General features: G+C 48.4%; 18 protein-coding genes. 6 read left to right on the forward strand and 12 right to left on the reverse strand.

Annotation, left to right across the window (positions count from 1 at the left end; translation table 11 throughout):
- Positions 1-220 precede the first annotated feature (220 nt).
- The 11 genes from FJ444_RS08295 to FJ444_RS08345 all read right to left on the reverse strand — a co-directional run bounded on the left by FJ444_RS08295 (position 221) and on the right by FJ444_RS08345 (position 11,815).
- Positions 221-1,135, reverse strand: a complete 915-nt coding sequence (locus FJ444_RS08295) for a sugar kinase (RefSeq protein WP_140957766.1) — start codon at positions 1,133-1,135, stop codon at positions 221-223.
- Positions 1,132-1,770 (reverse strand): bifunctional 4-hydroxy-2-oxoglutarate aldolase/2-dehydro-3-deoxy-phosphogluconate aldolase, encoded by a 639-nt coding sequence (gene eda, locus FJ444_RS08300; protein ID WP_140957767.1) that lies wholly within the window; start codon positions 1,768-1,770, stop codon positions 1,132-1,134. The genes FJ444_RS08295 and eda overlap by 4 nt, the downstream gene beginning before the upstream one ends.
- Positions 1,767-3,233 carry a mannitol dehydrogenase family protein gene (locus FJ444_RS08305; RefSeq protein ID WP_140957768.1) on the reverse strand — a complete coding sequence of 489 codons (1,467 nt, stop codon included), beginning with the start codon at positions 3,231-3,233 and terminating at the stop codon, positions 1,767-1,769. The genes eda and FJ444_RS08305 overlap by 4 nt, the downstream gene beginning before the upstream one ends.
- Positions 3,233-4,654, reverse strand: coding sequence for a glucuronate isomerase (uxaC, locus tag FJ444_RS08310; protein WP_140957769.1), 1,422 nt, complete (start codon positions 4,652-4,654; stop codon positions 3,233-3,235). The genes FJ444_RS08305 and uxaC overlap by 1 nt, the downstream gene beginning before the upstream one ends.
- A gap of 13 nt (positions 4,655-4,667) precedes the next feature.
- Positions 4,668-6,155, reverse strand: a complete 1,488-nt coding sequence (locus FJ444_RS08315) for a UxaA family hydrolase (RefSeq protein WP_140957770.1) — start codon at positions 6,153-6,155, stop codon at positions 4,668-4,670.
- Between the two features lie 123 nt (positions 6,156-6,278).
- Complete coding sequence (locus tag FJ444_RS08320; RefSeq protein WP_140957771.1) at positions 6,279-7,301, reverse strand: LacI family DNA-binding transcriptional regulator; 1,023 nt, start codon at positions 7,299-7,301, stop codon at positions 6,279-6,281.
- A gap of 111 nt (positions 7,302-7,412) precedes the next feature.
- A complete protein-coding gene (locus tag FJ444_RS08325; RefSeq protein ID WP_140957772.1) occupies positions 7,413-8,708 on the reverse strand; it encodes a TRAP transporter large permease in 1,296 nt (431 codons plus the stop codon).
- On the reverse strand, positions 8,709-9,197 hold the full coding sequence (locus FJ444_RS08330; protein WP_140957773.1) for a TRAP transporter small permease: 489 nt from the start codon (positions 9,195-9,197) through the stop codon (positions 8,709-8,711).
- Between the two features lies 1 nt (position 9,198).
- Complete coding sequence (locus tag FJ444_RS08335; protein WP_140957774.1) at positions 9,199-10,185, reverse strand: TRAP transporter substrate-binding protein; 987 nt, start codon at positions 10,183-10,185, stop codon at positions 9,199-9,201.
- Between the two features lie 9 nt (positions 10,186-10,194).
- Positions 10,195-11,037 carry a 5-dehydro-4-deoxy-D-glucuronate isomerase gene (gene kduI, locus FJ444_RS08340; RefSeq protein ID WP_140957775.1) on the reverse strand — a complete coding sequence of 281 codons (843 nt, stop codon included), beginning with the start codon at positions 11,035-11,037 and terminating at the stop codon, positions 10,195-10,197.
- Between the two features lie 16 nt (positions 11,038-11,053).
- Positions 11,054-11,815, reverse strand: a complete 762-nt coding sequence (locus tag FJ444_RS08345) for a glucose 1-dehydrogenase (protein ID WP_140957776.1) — start codon at positions 11,813-11,815, stop codon at positions 11,054-11,056.
- 217 nt (positions 11,816-12,032) lie between these two features.
- Between FJ444_RS08345 and FJ444_RS08350 the strand changes: the two genes are divergently transcribed.
- Positions 12,033-13,028, forward strand: a complete 996-nt coding sequence (locus tag FJ444_RS08350) for a DUF4861 family protein (protein WP_140957777.1) — start codon at positions 12,033-12,035, stop codon at positions 13,026-13,028.
- A gap of 5 nt (positions 13,029-13,033) precedes the next feature.
- Here FJ444_RS08350 and FJ444_RS08355 read toward each other — a convergent pair whose 3' ends face one another.
- Positions 13,034-13,519 (reverse strand): FxsA family protein, encoded by a 486-nt coding sequence (locus FJ444_RS08355; protein ID WP_140957778.1) that lies wholly within the window; start codon positions 13,517-13,519, stop codon positions 13,034-13,036.
- 201 nt (positions 13,520-13,720) lie between these two features.
- Here FJ444_RS08355 and cutA point away from each other — a divergent pair, with 201 nt between their 5' ends.
- From cutA to FJ444_RS08380, 5 genes are all read left to right on the forward strand, one after another.
- On the forward strand, positions 13,721-14,044 hold the full coding sequence (cutA, locus tag FJ444_RS08360) for a divalent-cation tolerance protein CutA (protein WP_140957779.1): 324 nt from the start codon (positions 13,721-13,723) through the stop codon (positions 14,042-14,044).
- Between the two features lie 30 nt (positions 14,045-14,074).
- On the forward strand, positions 14,075-15,889 hold the full coding sequence (locus FJ444_RS08365) for a protein-disulfide reductase DsbD (RefSeq protein WP_140958035.1): 1,815 nt from the start codon (positions 14,075-14,077) through the stop codon (positions 15,887-15,889).
- A gap of 827 nt (positions 15,890-16,716) precedes the next feature.
- Positions 16,717-17,376 carry a methyl-accepting chemotaxis protein gene (locus FJ444_RS21795; RefSeq protein ID WP_370298032.1) on the forward strand — a complete coding sequence of 220 codons (660 nt, stop codon included), beginning with the start codon at positions 16,717-16,719 and terminating at the stop codon, positions 17,374-17,376.
- A 9-nt stretch (positions 17,377-17,385) separates the two neighbouring features.
- Positions 17,386-17,664: an STAS domain-containing protein gene (locus FJ444_RS08375; protein WP_140957781.1), complete on the forward strand. Its 279-nt coding sequence runs from the start codon at positions 17,386-17,388 to the stop codon at positions 17,662-17,664.
- Between the two features lie 13 nt (positions 17,665-17,677).
- On the forward strand, positions 17,678-19,357 hold the full coding sequence (locus tag FJ444_RS08380; protein WP_140957782.1) for a fused response regulator/phosphatase: 1,680 nt from the start codon (positions 17,678-17,680) through the stop codon (positions 19,355-19,357).

The following is a 19,357-nucleotide window of genomic DNA, read 5'->3' on the forward strand; positions in this document are numbered from 1 at the left end:
ATCTGAGGAAAAATGCAAATCACAAAAGCCACACAGGGTTTTGTGCTGGTAGTGTGGTCTTAAACTGCTGCACACACTCAATACTCCCGTAACGCTACAAAGCGGCAACCAGCATCTTTGAAATACCGGTATCACCACGCATTAGTGTATAGGGAATACGGAGTCAGTGCACGATTTCCGTGCACAATAAACTTGCAGAATTGATACGTATCAAGGGTAACTAAAGACGACTTACCGCTTCGCGTAACGTACTGGCCGGAATAATGGCACCGGGGTGCTGGATCACGGTACTGGCCACTTTAGCGCCATAACTGGCCGACTCCGTTACGCCCTTGCCACTGATACGCGCAGCCAGATAACCCCCGTTGAACGCATCACCAGCCGCGGTGGTATCAACCACCTGGGTGACTTTTTCTACCGGCACAATAAACTGGCCCTGGGCATTCTTAATACGCACACCTATCGCGCCGTTTTTCATTACGGTTTCGTCGATGTTCATGGGTGCTAAGTGCGCAAATACATCATCGGGATTGGTATGGCCATACAACGCCAGGTGATCGTCGCCGCCCGGAAACGCCGTATTGGCAACAGAGTAACACCTGTCCATCCAGGCCTGGGCGATTTCACGGTCTGGCCACAAGCGCGGACGGTAATTGGGGTCAAACACAATTTCGCAGCCCTGCTCTTTCAGTGCTGCAATTAGATCAAACAATTTTTCGCGCTGAACGTCATCCAGAATGGCAACTGAAATCCCCGAAAAATAGAACATATCGATGTGCGATGGCGGTTGCGACATCACATTCAGGGTTTGTGTCGCGGCAGAATTATCACGCCAGTAGGCAAAGGTTCTCTCACCTTGCTTGTCGGTACGCACCATATACAGGCCAAGGTTGCGTTTGCTGCAACGATACACCTGATCAGTATTAATTTGTTCGTCACCCATGGCAAACAACAATTCGTTGCTGAGGAAGTCCTCACCAATCGCCGTCAGGTAACTCACCGACACATTCGGTGCAGAGCGTTTTAAATAGACTGCGGTGTTATAGGTATCACCCGCAAAACTTTTAACCATGTCGTTGCCGCCTTTCGACACCAACTCCACCATGCATTCACCGAATATGACGATTTTTTTCACGCGGCATCCTCAATAAACTGACCTTGCGCTACCACACAGGCATCGGTAATAGCCTGCCAGTTACTTGCTTTAACGCACTCTTTAGGGATCATCCACGAACCGCCTACTGCAAATACATTTGGCAGAACACTAAATTCATGCAGGTTATGGTCGGCAATACCGCCTGTCGGGCAAAAACTCACTTGCGGAAAAATAGCGCCGAAGTTTTTAAGCATACCCACGCCACCGCATAGGGTAGCCGGAAAGAACTTTGCTTCCGTTAAGCCCGCTTCTACTGCCAGCAAAATATCTGAAGGTGTTGCAGTACCTGGCAGAAAAGGTAATTTGGCATCCGCTAAATAGCCCAGCAGTTTTTCGCTGAGCGTTGGCGTAATAATGAACTGGCTTCCTGCGTCTTTGGCTTCCTGCACCTGTTCGGCATTCAGAACCGTACCCATGCCTACCAGCATATCGGGGAATTGTTCACGTATAGCAGTCACTGCGGCAGCCGCTGCCGGGGTGCGTCTTACCACCTCAATACTGCGCAATCCACTGTTGTGCACAGCACGGGCAATGTTAAGAGCCTGCTCTACGCTGTCTGGCTGCAAAATAGGTAATAATGGCGTGCCTTGGATCAGCGCGCGAAATCCGCTCATAGTAGGGTCTCCAGAGTCTCGGAAATAGTGTTTTTATTTAACGCGGCCAGCTGTTCTACGTGTTTGAGTACGGTTTGCTTAAAATTATTATTAACCGTTAATTCGTCGAACACCTGGGTAAGATTAAGAATGGCATTTGCCAGATCTTTTACGCTGCCCTGATGATGCCGAGCCAGTTCCAGCAGTGTATCTGCCAGTGGATCCACCAGTTTTTCCTGGTCTTTATGGCGTTTGGCAATAAACAGGATCCAAGCGGCAATAGGCACACACAGCAGCGACACTGGGTTGCCTTTCTTATAATTATCGCGCACGGTATTCAAAATGCGGAAAGGCAGCTTTTGTGAGCCGTCCCAGGCTATTTGCGATAGCAAATGACGAATATGACGATTCTGATAACGGCGAACGATATCATCTGCATAACTGGCAAGGTCCATCACGCCTTCGGCATTGATCGACGGCATGATTTCGCTCACCAGCAATTTGCGAATAAAGCCGTGCAGCGTATCATCGCTGATAGCTTCAAAAACGGTTTCCTTGCCGGCCAGTGTACCCACGTAGGCCAGAGTTGAGTGTGTACCGTTAAGAATGCGCAACTTAGCATTTTCAAACGCCGCAACATCGTCGGTAAAGGTCACGCCGACTTTGTCCCAGGCAGGGCGCGGGCCACTGAACTTATCTTCTACTACCCATTGTGTAAAGGCTTCACGCTGAATTGGCCAGGCATCACTGACCCCCAGTTTTTCCTGCGCAAGCGCTATCAGCGCTTCATCAGTAGCTGGTGTTATGCTGTCTACCATTGTGCACGGGAAACAGATGTTTGCCTTGATCCAATCCGCCATTGCCGGATCCAGTTTCTGAGCAAACTGATATACCGCTTTACCGAGTTTTTTACCGTTGTCGGCCAGGTTGTCGCAGCTAATTACCGTCATGTCAGCCACACCTTGTTCAAAGCGCTCTTTTAGTGCACAAACAATCAGGCCGACAGCCGAAACCGGCTGGTCGGGGTTAACCAGATCATTGATGATATCGGGGTGCGAGGTATCCAGTTCGCCACTACTGGTCAGGCAATAGCCTTTCTCGGTAATGGTTAACGAAATGATATGCGTATTGGCATCAGTGAGCGCGGCCAGAATGGCATCGCGGTCTTCTTCCAGCACCAGTATTTCATCGAAGGCACCAATAACCTGCACATAGGGCTCGTTATCGAGTACAACCAGTGAGTATAAATTGTCTTGTTCGGCCAGCTTTTGTTTAAGCGTGGCGCTGCGCATTGACACTCCCGTTATCCGCCAGTTACCGCCATAAGCCATGGCCATATCGGTATACACAGCCTGATGGGCACGGTGAAATGCACCAGGGCCGATGTGTACGATGCCGCGGCTGCGTTCGCCACGAACATAGCCAGACTGCTTGATGTCAGCCGGTAAACCGGCCAGCGACTGCTCAGTTAACGGGATAGCCATTATGCGTTTCCTAAGTTGTATGCGTTTTTGGCGAATTCGTACGACAATTTCTTGATCAGATCGCCAGCTTCTTCTTCGCTAATTCTGTGTTCTGCCACCATCGACGCCAGGAAACGGCAGTCAATACGGCGGGCTACGTCATGACGAGCCGGGATCGACAGAAACGCGCGGGTATCGTCGTTAAAACCTACGGTATTAAACAATCCAGCGGTTTCAGTAACCTGATGACGGTAGCGCAACATCCCTTCTGGGCTGTCGTGGAACCACCATGCCGGACCCAGCTTCAAACAAGGGTAATGACCAGCCAGAGGCGCGAGCTCACGTGAATACACGGTTTCATCCAGCGTAAACAGAATAATTTTCAGGCGCGGATCATTGCCGTATTTGTCGAGCAATGGTTTAAGCGAATTTACGTATTCCGTTTGCATTGGAATATCGGCGCCTTTATCACGGCCGAATTTCTTAAATACGTCTTCATTGTGATTGCGGAATGCACCCGGATGAATCTGCATTACCATGCCATCTTCAATGCTCATACCCGCAAGTTCGGTGAGCATCTGGCCACGGAACAGTTCCTGTTCAGCGGCAGTAGACTTACCAGTAAGGCACTTGTCGAATAACGCCTCGCACTCAGACAACGACAAATCTGCTGTCAGTGCTGTTGGATGTCCGTGATCCGTTGCGGTTGCGCCGTGATCGCGGAAAAAGGCACGGCGCTGGCGAATTGCTTCCAGATAACCTGTCCAGGTTGTGGTATTCAACCCGGTGATTTCACCCAGTTTATTGATGTTATCTACAAAATCTTCACGCGATGCGTCAACTATATCGTCAGGGCGGAAGGTTGTGATCACGCGTTTATCCCAACCTGTGCCTTTCAGAACATTGTGATGTTTCAGTGAATCCAACGCCCCTTCTGTAGTGGCAATCAGTTCAATATTGAAACGGTCCATCAGCGCGCGAGGTTTGTATGCGGCCTTGGCCAGTTCGGCCGTGATGAACTCGTAGTAGTCCATGGCATTTGCGCTGCACAACATGTCAGACAAACCAAATACATTTTTAAATACAGTGTCCAGCCACATGCGGGATGGCGTACCTGCAAACAGGTGATAATGATCTGCAAAAATCTGCCAGATTTTCTTTGGATCGCTTTCGGTCTCACCGCCATCCCAGCGACGAATGCCCAATTGTTGTAAGGAAATGCCCTGGCTATAGAGCATTCTGAACACATAGTGGTCCGGCAGAATGAACAATTCGGTAGCATTACCAAAGTTCTCGTCATAGGCAAACCAACGTGGATCAGTGTGACCATGCGGACTGATAATAGGCAGATCTTTCACAGTCTGATACAGCGAACGTGCAATGTTGCGTGTCTTTTCGTCCGCCGGAAACAATCTGTCTTCGTGTAATAATATTGGTTTCATATCAATCTCTTTTTTACAAGGTTACGCCACGTTTCCAGATTGCTATCTCGTGACTGCCATTCTTTTCGTTACAGGTTTGCTGGCCCGACGCAATATTCAGGCACTGCTGGTACAACTGTGCTGCGCAGTCGTCAATACTGACGCCCTGCAACACCTGACCTGCGTTAAAATCAATCCAGTGTGGCTTCTTCTGAGCAATTTCACTGTTTGATGAGATTTTTATTGTGGGTACAGGGAAACCAAGCGGTGTACCGCGCCCGGTTGTAAAAAGCACTATGTGCGCGCCACTGGCGGCCAGCGCAGTTGAACTCACTGCGTCGTTGCCAGGGGCTTGCAACAGGCTAAGGCCTTTTTGCTTCATGGGTTCACCATACTTAAGCACGCCATTAACCGCCGCCTGACCGCCTTTTTGCACGGCGCCCAGGGATTTTTCTTCCAGTGTGGTTAATCCACCGGCTTTATTACCCGGAGAAGGGTTCTCATAAACCGGTTGATTGTTGTCCAGAAAATACTGTTTGAATTCGTTTACCAGGTGCACTATTTCATTGAATACCGGTTCGCTGGTAGCGCGATTCATTAGCAACTGTTCCGCACCAAACATTTCAGGTGTTTCGGTTAACAGTACCGAGCCACCCTGTGTGCACATCAGATCGGTCATACGTCCAACCAATGGATTAGCGGTAATGCCACTAAACGCATCACTACCACCGCACTTCATCCCCAGTACCAGTTCGGTAGCAGGGATAGGTTCGCGTTTATCTTTACCCACTTCACCCAGCATTTCGTGGATCAGGCGAATACCTTCCTCCACTTCATTACCTACCTGCTGTGAGTTGAAGTAACGAATGCGGTTGGCGGGTCTGTCTACTTTTTCAAGTAAAGACGACAGTTGGTTGTTCTCACAGCCGAGGCCCACAATCAACACTGCACCGGCATTAGGGTGTGACGCCAGTGACGCCAGAATAGTTTGAGTGTCGTTCAGATCGTCGCCTAACTGCGAGCATCCAAATGGGTGAGTAAATGCACGGAAGCCATCACATTCACCAAAAAAGCGGCGCTCGCATTCAGCAGCAATGCGCTCTGCGGTGCGGTTAACACAACCTACGGTATTGATGATCCAAATTTCGTTGCGAATACCCACTTTGCCGTTCTCACGGCGGTAGCCCATAAACGACGCCACACTTGGACGGGTAATGGGTGCAGGTACCGACTTAGGTGAATAGGTATACGATTCCTGGCCACTTAAAGCAGTTTTTAAATTGTGACTATGCACATGCTGGCCCTGGGCAATGTCGGTTTGGGCAATACCAATGGTAAAGCCGTATTTTACCACTGCCTGACCTGCTGATATGGCCCGCAACGCCACTTTATGGCCAGCAGGAATATCTTCCAGCAACACCAGCGCCAGTGAATCAATGTGTTCGCCTGCCGAAAGCGGCATGGTGGCAACTGCGACGTTGTCGTTTGGATGAACTTTTATCAACTGAGTCTGAGTTGTCATAGCGAATCATATCTCACGTTAGTGCAAGGCTTGGTTACTGATTTTAAGATAGCACATTTTTAACATGTGTGCCACCGGTGGCATTTTAAGACACAATCAAATGCTCTTTCAAGCAAAATCTTTTTATTTTGTGACTTTGCGGGTAGATTCCCGAATGATCAGATGCGGCTTTACAATGTAGTCGTCAACGTCTTCAGTAGGTTTATTTTCAATTAATGCAACAATTTTTTTCGCTGCAAGACCCGCCATCGCCACAACCGGACGTTGTACCGTAGTGAGTGACGGAATCACCCTGGAAGCAAATAAGTTGTCGTCGAATCCGGCTACCGATAATTCACCAGGCACATCAATGCCCATTTCATGGGCAACTTTTAGTACCCCTGCAGCCATTTCATCGTTGTTGGCAACAATTACCTGCGGGCGAGGAGTTTGAATTAACAGCGTTCTGGCGCACTCTATGCCGCTTTCGTAACTGTTTTTACCTTCAATAATACGTTCAGGAGGCACAGGCATGCCCAGTTCAGCCAGAGTATGAGTAAGCCCTTCCAAACGTTCTACGGTTGAATAGTAATGCTTTGGACCACTGATAATGGCAATGTCTTTGTGCCCCAGCGATACCAGGTAACGCGCCATGTCGCTAAGCGCAGCGCGGTCATCCGACACCACGATGTTCTCTTGCTCGTCAATTTTCACCGACGTCATACGTACATAATTTATGCCGTGATTTTGCAAGGCCTTGGCAAGCTCATTCGCTTCTGACGCCGGCGGCAGCACAATGACACCATCGATATTGGAGCGTCTCACAAAATTAACGCAGTTGCTGATAAAGTCGTCGCTGCGATAGTGGCAAGGGTGCACAACCAGTTCATAGCCCTTCTCGGAGCACACGCTCAACACACCACGCTGAACCTGGTCGATATACAAGGCATCCGGGTTATCGTAAATCAACCCGATTAAATAGGAGCGACTTGCCGCCAAGCCACGAGCTTGCTTGTCGGGGGAGAAACCCAGCTCATCAATAACCTGCTGAATCCGTTCACGGGTGGCCGCACCAACGTTAGTGGCACCGTTTATTACTCGCGATACCGTTCGCTTGGACACACCGGACAGTCTGGCAACGTCATTAATGGTAGGTTTCTTTTCCATCTGGCAATTCTCGTTTTCTTGTTATTGTGCGCCTGCGAGTCTACCCGGAGTGTCACCAAAGTGCCACAAGGCCAGACCACAAGCGTTTATACCGTTATTGACACGCCCTGTCTATAAGCCAAATACAGCAGGCAACGCTTCGCTAAACCAGGCTACATAGGTTACCAGCATCAGCACTACAAACATGGCGCCATACAATGGCAATAACGGTTTAATAATTTTGTCGAGACGCGTTTTCGCAATGGCACAGGTAATAAACAATACCGCACCCACAGGCGGCGAACACAAGCCGATCGACAGGTTAAGTACAATCATGATCCCGAATTGCAGCGGTGACATACCCAGTTGCATGGCTACCGGCAGGAAAATCGGGGTAAAGATAAGTACTGCTGGTGTCATGTCCAAAAACGCCCCTACAACAATCAATAGCAGATTGATCAGTAATAAAATCACAATAGGGTTGTCGCTGATATCCAGCAAAAACGCGCTGATATTCTGTGGAATATTTTCAAACGAGAGCATCCACGACATGGCGGTAGAGGCACCTATCAGCAACATAACGATCGCCGTGGTTTCTGCAGACTTAAGCAGAATATCGGGCAATTGTTTAACCTGCACTTCACGATACACACCAACGGCAAGAACGAGGGAATACACTACCGCGATGGCGCCAGCTTCAGTGGCAGTAAAAATACCGCCCACAATACCGCCAATAACCAGCACAATCAGGAATAAACTTGGCAAGGCTGCCGCAACCTGTTTTGCCACAACGTTTAACGGTAAACGCTCTGTGGTTGCATAACCTTTTCGCTTCGCGTGGAAATAACACACAATCATCAAACTCAGGCCAACCATAATGCCTGGTAAATAACCCGCCATAAACAGCGCGGCAATCGACACGCCGCCACTGGCAATAGCATAAACAATCAGAATATTACTGGGAGGGATCAGCATGCCGGTGGTTGACGCCGCTGCGGTCACTGCGGCACTGAAGTTTTCGTCGTAACCCTGCTTTTTCATCTCGGGTAACATAAAACTGCCAATCGCCGAGGTTGTAGCAACCGCAGAACCAGAAATGGCGCCGAACAACATACACGACACCACGTTAACCAGTGCTAACCCACCCGGTAGCGAGCCAATCAGCGCAAGCGCGCAGTTGATCAGGCGTTTAGCGATACCACCACGCCCCATGATCATGCCCGAGAGCACGAAAAACGGAATGGCAAGTAAGGCAAAACTGTCTAGGCCCCCCGCCATTCGCTGAGCGATGGTGGTAACAGCGGGGGTAAAGTCGATACTCATGAGCATGGCGATGAGCGTTGCAATACCAATGCTAAAAGAAATTGGCACGTTTAATACTAATAAGGCAAAAAACGCAACAACCAGTACAATCGCGGTCATTTCCATTTATAGTGCCTCCACATCGTCGGAAACCCACAGGTTGCGGATATTTATCAGGCAATACAGCATGATCAACGCACCGGTAATGGGTAGTACTGTGTACACATACCCAATTTTTACTTCCAGCGCTGCAGAAATCTGCTCAAGTTGCAGAGTTAGGCTAACCAGTTGATTACCGCCATACAGCAGTGCAGTTGCGCAAAAGCCAAACACTAATAGCTCAACCAATGTGAGGATGACTTTACGGCGTTGTGCTGGTTGCTTTTCAACAATCAGATTAAAGCCCAAATGCACCTTCTGGCGATAGGCGTATGCCGCTCCCAGCAAGCCAATCCAAATCAGAAAAAAGCGCGACAGTTCTTCGGTCACTGACGCTGGATCCTTTAAAATGTAGCGAGATATAACCTGCCACACGACCGCCAACAGAATTCCTAACATTGCCAGGATAAGTGCACCTGCTACTGTACGGTCGATAAATGCAATAATTGAGCGCATATTACATAGCCTTAATTTGTTCGATTAACGCACCAATTTCGGTGTCGCGCAGACTGTCGTGAAACGGTTTAACCGCGTCAACAAAAGGGCCTTTGTCGGGGTAGATCACCTCTACACCGTCAGCAATCACCATTTCAAGCGATTCCTTGGTTGATGCCTGCCAGGCTTCGCGTTGAAATACCACAGACTCTGCCATGGCCTGAGCTACCCATTGTTGTTGCTCCGGGTTGAGATTTTCCCAGGTGCGCAACGACATCAGCATCACATCTGGTACTGACGTATGTTCATCAAGGGAGTAATAGCGCGCGATTTCGTAGTGACGTGAAAGGTAATAGCTGGGCGGATTGTTTTCAGCGCCATCTACTACGCCTTGCTGCAATGCCGTATACAGTTCCCCCCATGCCACCGGCGTGGCGGCAGCACCGAGTTCGCGTACAGTTTGCACTGCAGTAGGGCTGTTCAGTACACGAATTTTCAAGCCGGCTAAATCGGCCGGTGAATGGATAGGTTTGTCATTGGTGTAAAAACTGCGGCTACCGGCATCGTAGTACGCCAAACCTTTCAGTTTAAAATCCTCTATCCCCTTCAACAAATTTTTACCGATATCACTGTTTAGCACAGTCCAGTAGTGATCGTTATCGCGGAAAATATAGGGGATGCTGAAAATTTTCATGGCCGGAGCAAAGCCTTCAAGCGGGCTTGCTGATACCTTTGTCATGGATAGTGATCCAATTTGCAGCAGCTCAATCATTTCCCGCTCAGTACCCAACTGGCTACCGGGATAAATTTTTACATCCATCTGGCCGTTCGACAGTACAGCAAGGCGCTCACCAAAAAACACCATGGCTTTGTGAACCGAGTGCTGAGTGTCCAGGGTATGACCCAGTCTTAGCACGACTTTGTTATCAGTTACTGCGTTGTCGCTGCATCCTGCAATCAGGAATAACGAGGTCAGCAACGCAAACGGTAAGGTTTTAAACAAGCTCATTGCCAACTCCTAGCGCAGCTCACTGGCGGGAAACTTGTCCATATCGTCATAGTCGAGATTCTCCCCGGCCATACCCCATATAAACGCATAACTTGCCGTGCCGCAGCCGCAGTGAATCGACCAGGGGGGTGACAATACAGCCTGTTCGTTTTGCACGAACAGGTGGCGGGTTTCCTTTGGCTCACCCATAAAATGGCATACCGCTTGTTGTTCTGCGATATCGAAATAGAAATACACTTCGTTTCGGCGGTCGTGCTGGTGCGCTGGCATGGTGTTCCATACGCTGCCCGGATACAGCCGGGTAAGGCCCATTTGTAACTGACAGGTTTGCACTACGCTGTTGATGATCAACTGATGAATATCGCGTTCGTTGGCCGTTTCAGCAGACCCCATATGCAGCACATTGGCATCGTCTTTACCCACTTTCTTACACGGGTAGCTTGCATGTGCTGGTGCAGAATTCAGGTAAAAGTGCGCGGGGTTTTCAGCACTGTCGGAATAGAACGTAACATCGTACTCGCCTGCTCCAATGTAAAGTGCCTCGCCTTTTTCCAGCGCATATTCGGCATCGTTTACAGTAATCTTGCCGGGGCCGCCTACGTTTATCACACCCACTTCCCGACGGGCCGTGAAGCTTGCTGATTTAAGCGCATCCAGTGTTTCCAGTACCAGCCCATTTTCCAATGGAACAGCACCGCCAACCATAAAGCGTTCGTAGTGGCTATAAATCCAATACACTTTGCCTGGTTGCATAAGTTTGTCAGCCAGGAAGGCATTGCGCAGTTCCTGGGTATCGTATTGTTTTGCTTCGCGCTGACCGATGGCGTATCGCGTTTCGTATTCTGTAGTCATGAGTTATACCACCTGGCTATCGGGCTAAAAATCCACCGTCAACTGCCAACACATGGCCATTGACATACTGACTGGCTGGGCTGGCTAAAAACACCACAGCCCCTTTAAGGTCTTCTGTTTCACCCCAACGACCGGCGGGAATGCGGGCACAAATTTCAGTACTGCGTTTTGCATCGTCCTGAAGGGCTTGGGTGTTGTCGGTGCGAATGTATCCGGGCGCAATGGCATTTACCTGCACATTTGACGCGCCCCACTCATTTGCCAGGGCTTTGGTTAACCCGGCAATAGCGTGTTTACTTGCGGTGTACGCAGGAACGGTAATGCCGCCGCTGTAGCTGAGCATAGACGCGGTATTGATGATTTTACCGCCGCCTTGAGCAATCATGGCTTTACCGATTTTTTGGCTTAGCAGAAACGCCGCATCCAGATTCACTGTTAACACCCGTTGCCAGGCGTCCAGCGGAAAGGTTACCGCAGGCTCGCGATATATTGTGCCGCCATTATTTACCAGAATATCGATCCCGCCCCACAGCGCCAGGGCTTGTTCGGCCATCGCCTCTACCGCCTGCATGTCTGACAAATCAGCATAAACCTGTTCCGCTCTCACTGTCCCCAGACTATTGATTTGCTCAACTGTGTGGTCGCAACCACCGGCTCCCGAACTGGCACAAATGACATCTGCGCCCGCTTCCGCCAGTGCAATGGCCATTGCCTGCCCAATTCCCCGGCTTGCACCGGTTACCAATGCGCGCTTTCCCGCTAAACTAAAATTCGGCATCACAACCCTTTTACTGTGTTTTAGCGCCACTCACTCTGTATATATATTGAACAAGAGTGGCGACAATAACGGTGCGCATAACCCAACCTGTTTAAAAGAAGAAGGTTGGTATACCACACCTGGTCAATTGTTAATAATATTTAAAATAATTGCCACCGGTGGCATTTGTCAATATGATAGGTAAAAAATATGTTGATTTTAACCCTCGGAGACCGTCATGAATCGCACGACTTTAGCCGCTATTATTGCTGCCAGCATTAGCTTAACAGCCTGTAATAAATCTCCAGAAACCGTAAAAGATTCAGTTACTTCTGCAGAGCCTGTACAACGAACACACGCCGAACTGTCTGTTCGTCAGGGCGGTGCCTGGGATGGTCAGAAGTATGTTGCTGATAATTTTACATTTGAACCAGTGACTGCCTTCACTTCACCTGCACAGCTTACCGATCACTCTTACTATTTGCGTTATGAAGGGCCAGGCTGGGAAAACGATCTTGTGGGTTATCGCTTATACCTTGATTGGCGCAATGGCATTGATGTGTTTGTAAAAACCACCAGCGATATGGTGCTGAGCAAGGTAGGTCAGGATGGCTACGACAGCTACCACGAACTGTCAGATTGGGGCGGCGATGCATTAAAGGTGGGTAAATCCGTGGGTCTTGGCGCACTGGGTCGTTGGATGGGTGATAATGTTGAGCACTTTAAGCAGGTAAACAACACACACTGGTCACTGCTGAAAGATGGCGGCGACACCAGCGAATTTGAAGTGCGTTATGAGGGTTGGGACGTAGCAGGTGTTAGTGCTGATGTAACTACTCACTATCAGATTAACGCAGGCGATCCTTCAACATTAGTGACAGTAACATCATCCGTTCCCCTGGATAATCTGGTTACGGGTTTAGTGCGTCACGACAATGTAAACTACATTGAGAAGCACGGTGAACACTGGACGATGATTGCAACTTACGGCAAGCAAAATCTGTTGGGCGATGAGTGGGATTTAGGTTTGGCGTTGTTTGTTAAAAATGATCAGATAGCGGAGCAGTTTGAAGGCCCACACGATTATTTATTCAAATTTGTACCACAAGCAACTTACCAGTACGGCTTCTTTGCTACCTGGCAGGGTCACCCTGAGCAACCTCAGACTCAACAGGAATTTGAGGCGTTTATGGAAGACAAACTAAAACGCCTTGATGCCGGTATAAATAACTAACTAAATTAACGGTCCAGACGTTTGGATTCGTCGGTGCGGGTAGTGTCGGTATATTCTCCTTCAATAGGGTCGCCGTCATTACCCTGGCGCTGTTGTGTATTCGAATAGTAGAACTGTTGATTACCGCCCTGCACCGCGCGCACAGTGAGGTGTTTTGCCAACCTGCCTGCCATAAACTGACGGCTGAATGGCAACACAAACAAAAATCCAATAATGTCGGTTATAAACCCCGGTGTTACAAGCAGCACCCCGGCAATCACCAGCATCATCCCTTCCATCATCTCTTTGCCGGGCACTTCGTTTTTTGCCAGTTTTTGCTGGGCTTTTTGTAGCGTAGACAAGCCTTCCTGACGCACCAGATAGGCACCCACAAATGCGGTAACCAGAATGAGCCCAACGGTATTCCACCCGCCAATCATATCGCCTACCTGAAGCAGTAGTGCTATTTCAGCAATGGGCATTAAAATAAAAAGCAGTAGTAAAATTTGCAAAGTACTATCCCGTTTCGAGTAAAAGAAAAACGATGGCGTTCTCTTAAGGTTATTTTAATTAAAATGGGGTAAGTTTGGATAATTCCAAGTCATCGATTTTATATACTGTGTCGTAATGATTCAGTTAGGTATCACCGTAACCAGTGCAGCCAGTTAATAAATGAATAGTTTTTGTTGTTTTATCGGTCTAGTGAGGCAAGGATGAATCCACTGTGTATAGTGTTAACCACCACCCATTCCACAACGTCGGCTAATGAAATTGCCGAAGCATTGCTCGAACGCCATCTGGCTGCCTGTGTGCAAATTGTACCTGGGATCCGTTCACTGTATCGGTGGGAAGGTAAAGTGGTTAGCGACGAAGAAGTGCAGTTGATCATTAAATCTACGCCTCAGGTGATCGATGAGGCTTATAACGTTGTAAGTGCCATACACCCTTATGAAATCCCACAATGGGTAGTGTTAAACTCTGTGCAGGCCAGCGAGGACTACTTGCACTGGGTACAACAAGTAATTATCAGGAAGTAAGAAGGACAACTATTTGTGATACGCAAGCCAATGCTACTACTGCTGCTATTATTGAGCAGCTTACTGAGTCAGGTCGCCTCAGCCCAGTTAAGTAATGACAACATGCAGGATTTATTCAGCGACGAGCCACAATTTCTGCCCGTTGATGAAGCGTTTGTATTCGATTTTTCGCAGCAAGGCGACAAACTGGTTGTCACGTTTGATATTGCTGAAGGCTACTACCTGTACAAGAAGCAATTTAAAACCGTTACCAAAAACGCCACCGTGGGTGAGCCGGTTTTTCCCCCCGCCGATCAGATAGAAGATGAATTTTTTGGTATTTCTGAGGTGTTCTTTAATCGTCTGGCGTTTACTTATCCGATTGAGAATAGCGTAAAAGATGGTGTAGTTAAGCTGCGTTATCAGGGCTGCGCCACAGCGGGTCTGTGTTACCCGCCCACGACCAAGGTTATTTATTTAAATGCCGTTGGTACAGAGAGCCAGGTAACGGCACCGCTCAGCGCGCCTGATCAAACAGAGCAATCCGCTATATCCACATCAGAGCAACCTGCGGTTAGTCAGCAATTCGATCTGGCATCAAAATTACAGCAGGATAGCCTGCCTATTACACTCGCGTTATTTTTACTGTTAGGCGTAGGTCTGGCATTCACGCCATGTGTATTCCCCATGTACCCCATCGTTAGCGGTATTGTGATAGGGCAAGGGAAAGAGGTAAAAGCTTCCCGGGCATTTACGTTGTCGTTTGTGTACGTTCAGGGTATGGCAATCACTTATTCAGTACTCGGACTGGTGGTTGCATCGGCGGGTGTACAATTTCAGGCAGCTTTGCAGCATCCGGCTATCCTGATCACCTTTATTGTATTGTTTGTTGCCCTTGCCGTTGCCATGTTTGGTGCCTACGAAATACAGTTGCCCAGCAAATGGCAGGAAAAACTCACCGGAGTAAGTAATGCTCAGCAGCGCGGAAGCCTGACAGGCGTGTTTGTGATGGGAGTATTGTCGGGCCTGATTGCTTCACCGTGCACCACGGCACCGTTAACCGGTATTCTGCTGTTTATCGCGCAAAGTGGTGATTTACTGCTGGGATTCCTTGCGTTATACGCGCTGAGCCTGGGCATGGGTATTCCGTTAATTATTTTTGCCATGACTGGCGGAAAGCTGCTGCCCAAAGCGGGCAACTGGATGAACGTGGTAAAAACCACCTTTGGCTTTATGCTGTTATCCGTTGCAATCTTGTTTGTGGAGCGCTTGTGGAATTCAGATCTCACCCTGTTGCTGTGGGCAGGCTTAGGTTTGGCCACTTTCGGTTATTTCCAAATTATTAACCAGTCCTCTGCCAGCAGCTTCTGGAAAGGCGTGCGAGCGGTAGTCATATTTGTAGGCCTGTTTGGCAGTGCCATGCTGGGCTATCAAACGCTGTTTGGCTCGGTGCACTTACCCACCAGCACAACGTCGCAAGGGACGTCTGCATCGAAAACGCATTCTGAGTTTTCAGTGGTGAAAGACCTGTCAGACTTTACGCAAAAGCTGGCCGACGCCAATGCCCAGGGTAAGTCGGTAATGGTAGATCTTTACGCCGACTGGTGTGTGGCGTGTAAAGAATTTGAGAAGTACACGTTTCCGGATCCGGCTGTGGTGGAAGCGCTCAGTAATACCGTGTGGATGCAGATTGATCTCACCGATAACACACCCACCAATCTGGCGTTTCAGGAACATTTTTCGATTCTCGGGCTTCCCACCATTTTATTTTTCGACGATCAGGGCAATGAACTGAGCAAAGCGAGGATCACCGGATTTATGCGCGCGGAACCCTTTGCCCAACACGTAAACGCAGCGCTTAACTAACGATTATCGCCCACCTTTGGACCGGTGCCTTTTGATTGATTAAAGGCACCGAAATTCCGTCATTAAACTGGCACACACGCCGTAAAATTGACGTAAAGCCAGGCTTTACAGCTTCAATTAACCATTTGATACAAATAAATATTCTTTTTAGTCTGACAATTTGCAAGACCTCAGATCCTTGCCTACATTTAGTGTGAGATGAATATCCTGATTTTTCACACTACATGCACTGAAAGCTAATAAATTATTACTTTTCAATCAATTGCATTTCAACAATTCGTCTCTACAGCAAACCTAAAGAACGCAAATAAGGGCCGGTGAAACGGATGAACACAAATAAACTAACAGTGTTGGGGATCGCCTCACTCATAGCTGTGCTCATAGCTTGGTCGGGCTATGGTGTTATTGCCGTTGTAATACTTGCAGCCGCTGCCTTCGCTGCCGACTTTGTACTTAACAAGGATAACGATTCCCCAGCAGCCAACGAAGCCCTTGCACAGAAGACACAAAAAATTACACCAGTGATGCCGGATAACACCGGCGCATTCGGGCAAATTACAGCCACATGTACTGAAGTATTAACCGACTGTACCAGCAGCCTGAACAATATACTGTCAACGCACAACGACGCAGTGGATACACTCAGTGGCAGTTTTTTAGAACTCAGGGGTTTAGTTGACCAGCAAAGCGATACCATTCACAGCCTGATCACGGTTGATGACAGCAGTGAAGAATTGCACAGTGACCAAATGCGCAATTTCGCAGAGCGCACTGCGGTTACCTTGGACCGCTTCATTCAAAGTACCGTAGATATGTCAGCGGGCATCATGGAGATTCTCGAGCAGATAACTGCTATTAATGAAACGGTGCCCTCTGTTATTAAGGCATTAAAAGACATCGATAGCATTGCCGGACAAACCAATTTACTGGCGTTAAATGCCGCCATTGAAGCGGCACGTGCCGGTGAACATGGCAGAGGTTTTGCGGTAGTCGCCGATGAGGTTCGCACTTTGTCCAATCGCTCTGCGCAGTTTAGTGAATCCATTCAAACTCAGATTAATGGGATCAACAGTAAAATATCGTCATTAAGCGATCGAATCGGCGTGCTCGCTGCCTACGACGTGAGCTACGTAATCGAAGCCAAAAAAGACATCAATACCGAGCTGGAACGCATCATCGGCAAGGCTGAACACGATCAGAAAGTAACGTCAGGTTTGCACGAACTGGCTATGAAACTGGATTGTGCTTTGAGTGATGCAACCCGAAGCCTGCAGTTTGGCGATATCAACCGGCAGTATATTGAGTACACCGTTAACGTAATGTCGGTTCTTACTATGCACCTGGATGACTTACTCGATGATCAGAAGCGGACGCAAGCCATACAACAACCAGACGCCTTCATACAGAAAATCAAAAACGAGTGGGCAGGACTCCACAACCCTGTTTCATCCTCTTCAGTTGATGCCGGCGAAATAGAGTTATTTTAAGGAACACGAATGAGTACAACGATTGCAATACCTGAACGTTTTGATTTTAGCTTTCATAAATCTTTTACCGAGCAGTACAACAAACTGCTAGAAAAAAATGCCGGTAAGACCATTAGCCTGGATTTTTCGAGGGTAATGTACCTCGACAGTGCCGCACTGGGGATGATTGTGCTGCTTCAAAAGCGAGCCAAAAGCATCAACTGCAACGTGGAAATTGTAAGTGCGAAAGGAACGGCGTTAGAAATACTTCAAATCGCCAATTTCGACAAAATGGTTACGATACGTTAACGGTTAATGTTAAATGAAACGCATGCACTTCCCTCCGGGTGCCTTCTCAATTCTGGTTGTTGACGATGACACTATTTTTTGTGAACTGGTACTTGCAGACCTATTAAGCAAGCACCTGACGGTGGTGGCGTGTCATAGCCTGGCTGATGCCAAAGAGGCCGTCACACGTCATCGCTTTGATATCACTATCATCGACAACCACTTACCCGATGGTGATGGCGCATCGTTAATTCCCTTTTTGCAACGCTCCGGTCTCAAGCCCTATATTTTGATGGTGTCTGCCGACGAAGACGTTGGCAGCATAGCCAAAAGCTTTGCTTCGGGTGTGCACGATTACCTGGTAAAGCCCGTTAGTATTAATTTGTTGTGGGAAAAAATCCGCAACTTAATGTCGTTCAAGAAAGCCAACATTGAACTAGCCAACAAAAATCGCCTGCTGACCCAGTTCATCGACGAAAAAGCCCAGGAAGAAGCGCTCGCTCAACACGTTTACGACAACATGGCCAAAGGTCAGTACAACCTGCCTGACTATGTGCAGGTGCAAAGCGAACCAATGACTACTTTTAGCGGCGATATTATTTTTTGCCCACCTACGCCAACAGGCAAAGTGCAGATTTTTCTGGCTGACGCCATGGGCCACGGTCTTGCGGCAGCTATCTGTATATTGCCGCTGATATCTATTGCCAGAGCCATGGCATCGAAAGGCAAACCCCTCGACGAAATTTTTCACGAAATAAACCGAAAACTGTTCTTCGAATTACCCGATGACCGCTTTATTGCCGTACTCGGCTTGGAAATTTGCCCCTACACCAAAACGGTATTTGTTATCAATGCGGGGTTACCTGACGTACTGTGCAGTATGGAGAATGGCGATCTGCTTCGTTACAAATCCCGCTCTATGCCGTTGGGAATTCTTGATCCGGAAGATTTTAGCGTAACAACGGAACAAATAAGCACGGAAGGCTTGAATCAGGTCGCCATGTTTTCTGACGGACTGATCGAACAAACAAATGCTGCGGGAAAATCCCTTACACTCAATCGCCTCATTGAGCACGCAGCCGCATTGGCAAGTAGTGGCAAAAGCCTTATCGACTTAATGGACATCTGTATGACGCACGCACAGGGCCGGCCCATTGAAGACGACATTACATTATGTGTGTTAAGCGGCAAGACACTGCGCGAAGGCGTTAAAACGGAAGTCGAGCCGGTATCAGAAGAGTTCGGCGAACTTGATTATCACTTCAAAGTGAAAGGCAAGGCCATTGTCCGCATGGATATTCTGAGCCAGGTAATGTTTATCCTGCAAAATGCCGACCTACCCAAAGCCCTCTGCCAAAAGACGTTTACGGTATTAGCTGAATTGGTTAATAACGCAGTAGATCACGGCATCCTCCAAATCGACTCTGCTTTAAAGAACGACATCGACGGCTTTTCTGCCTATTTAAGTCTAAGAGATGAACGGATAGCCGGGCTGCAGGAAAATGATCAAATAAATATTCACATTTACACAAACTCTACTACGTTTATAAGAGTGACAGTGGAGGATTCGGGCCCGGGCTTTTGCAAAACAGATGTTGGCGGGCAACAGCAAACCTTGAGTGGCAGAGGACTCGCGCTGATGGATGCACTGTGCGAATCAGTAGAAAGAAATGCCAAAGGTAATCTTACGACTATCTCTATAGCAAGGAATTAA

The organism is Aestuariibacter sp. GS-14 (assembly GCF_006494365.1).
GTDB classification, from domain to species: domain Bacteria; phylum Pseudomonadota; class Gammaproteobacteria; order Enterobacterales; family Alteromonadaceae; genus Alteromonas; species Alteromonas mangrovi.